This is a genomic window from Streptomyces chilikensis, assembly GCF_001642695.1.
Classification (GTDB): Bacteria; Actinomycetota; Actinomycetes; order Streptomycetales; family Streptomycetaceae; genus Streptomyces; species Streptomyces chilikensis.
In genome coordinates this window covers 609,762-612,094 of sequence record NZ_LWCC02000005.1, presented here as the reverse complement: position 1 = coordinate 612,094, position 2,333 = coordinate 609,762, and the positions used below count along the sequence as shown (strand labels likewise).

2 protein-coding genes are annotated in these 2,333 nt (G+C 73.2%); both read right to left on the bottom strand.

The annotated features are described in order from the left end of the window. Positions 1–1,529, bottom strand: a 1,529-nt coding sequence (locus A2U95_RS02850; RefSeq protein WP_240957176.1) for an SDR family NAD(P)-dependent oxidoreductase, incomplete at its 3' end; no start/stop codon positions are given. 19 nt (positions 1,530–1,548) lie between these two features. Next, positions 1,549–2,333 (bottom strand): ketoreductase domain-containing protein (locus A2U95_RS32415; RefSeq protein ID WP_166020654.1); only part of this gene is annotated, 785 nt, incomplete at its 5' end.

Here is a 2,333-nt window from a genome sequence, read left to right as displayed (position 1 = left end):
GGGCTGGGGCGCAGTGCGGTGAAGGGCGGGACGAACCGCGCCCAGTCCACGTCCGCCACCGCCACGGTGGCCTCCTCCGCGGCGACCGCCATCCCCAGCGCGGCCAGCGCGTGCTCCGGATCCATCACCGGCAGCCCCCGCCGCCCCAGCATCTCCTCGCTCTCCGTGGTCACCAGTCCTCCACCAGCCCAGGGGCCCCAGGCGATGGACGTCGCGGGCAGGTCGTGGGCGCGGCGCTGCTGGGCGAGGGCGTCGAGGTGGGCGTTGGCGGCGGCATAGCCGGCCTGGCCGCCGCTGCCCCAGGTGGCGGCGATGGAGGAGAAGAGGACGAACGCGTCGAGGTCGGTGTCGGCGAACACGGCATGGAGGTTGGCGGCGCCGGTCACCTTCGCGTGCAGCACGTCCGCCAGCTCCGCCGGACCGATCTCCTTCAGCGGAGTGATCTGCCCCGCCCCCGCCGCGTGCACCACCGCGCGGACCGGGGTGCCGTCGGCCTCCAGGGTGCGGGCGAGTGCGGCCAGTGCCTCACGGTCGGTGGCGTCGCAGGCCACGACGGTGGCCCGGGCGCCGAGCTCCTCGATCGTGGAGCACAGTTCGGCCGCACCGGGTGCGTCGGGGCCGCGGCGGCTGGTCAGGACGACGTGGCCGGCGCCGTTGGCGGCCGCCCACCGGGCGACCCGGGCCCCCAGACCACCGGTACCACCGGTGATCAGCACCGTGCCCCGCACCTTCCACGCCAGGTCGCACTCGCCGGAGCGCAGCGCCTGCGCCGCCAGGTGCAGGGCGACCAGCGACGACGAGCACGCCGTGTCCACCGTCACCGCCGGCCCCTCCAGACCGAAGGCGTAGGACAGCCGGCCGGAGAGCACACTGGTCGCCGTGCCGGTCAGGAGCTGACCACTGACGCCCTTCTCGCCCTGGGCCAGTGCCCCACTTCCATAGCCCTGACTGCAACCGCCGACGAAGACACCGGTACGGCTGCCCCGCAGGGTGGTGGGAGCTATCCCCGCTCCCTCCACCGTCGCCCAAGCCGTCTCCAGGGCCAGGCGCTGCTGGGGGTCCATGGCAAGGGCCTCGCGGGGCGAGATGCCGAAGAACTCGGGATCGAAGGAGCCGGCGTCGTGAAGGAACCCTCCGACCCGCGCGAACCCTCCGGCTCCGGTGTCCAGGTCTGCGAGAGAGATGCCCTCCCAGCCGCGGTCCACCGGGAAGCCGGTGATGCCCTCCAGTCCGGAACTGACCATCTGCCAGAGGTCTTCGGGCGATGCCACCGCTCCCGGCAGCCGGCAGCCCATACCGACGATCGCGATCGGATCGTCGTCAACGGGCGTCGTCCGGACGTCGGACGAAGCAATGCCCGGGGCCGGCTCGTTCGTGAGGTGCTCGGCAAGGTGCGCGGCCAGGGCCTGCGTGTCCGGGTAGTCGAACACCAGGGTCGCGGGCAGGTGCAGCCCGGTCTCCTCGGCGAGGCGGTTCCGTAGCTCGACGGCCATGAGGGAGTCGAACCCAAGATCGCGGAACGCCGTCATGGGCGAAACGGCAGAGACGTCACGATGTCCCAGCACGGCTGCGGCGTGACCACGCACGACCTCGCGCAACGCCGCCAGGATCTCCGGCTCTTCGAGCCCCTTCAGGCGCTCCTCCAGCGCCGAGCGGGCCGAGGACCGCTCCTCGTGGGAACCATTGGCTTCGGTCCGGGTGGTGTTCGCTTCGGGGAGTTCGGCGAGGAGCGGGCTGGGGCGCAGTGCGGTGAAGGGCGGGACGAACCGCGCCCAGTCCACGTCCGCCACCGCCACGGTGGATGGAGGTGGCGGGCAGGTCGTGGGCGTGGCGGTGCTGGGCGAGGGCGTCGAGGTGGGTGTTGGCGGCGGCGTAGCCGGCCTGGCCGCCGCTGCCCCAGGTGGCGGCGATGGAGGAGAAGAGGACGAACGCGTCGAGGTCGGCGTCGGCGAACACGGCGTGCAGGTTGGCCGCGCCGGTCACCTTGGCGTCCATCACCCCGGCGAGTTCCGCACGGGTCATGGAGGCGAGGGCGGTGGCCTGTCCGACACCGGCGGTGTGGACGACCGCGCGGACCGGGCTGCCGTCGGCCTCCAGGGTGCGGGCGAGCGCGGCCAGCGCCTCGCGGTCGGTGGCATCACAGGCCACGACGGTGGCCCGGGCCCCGAGCTCCTCGATCGTGGAGCACAGCTCGCTCGCACCGGGTGCATCCAGGCCGCGGCGGCTGGTCAGGACGACGTGGTCGGCACCGTTGGAGGCCGCCCACCGGGCGACCCTGGCACCCAGACCACCGGTACCACCGGTGATCAGCACCGTGCCCCGCACCTTCCACA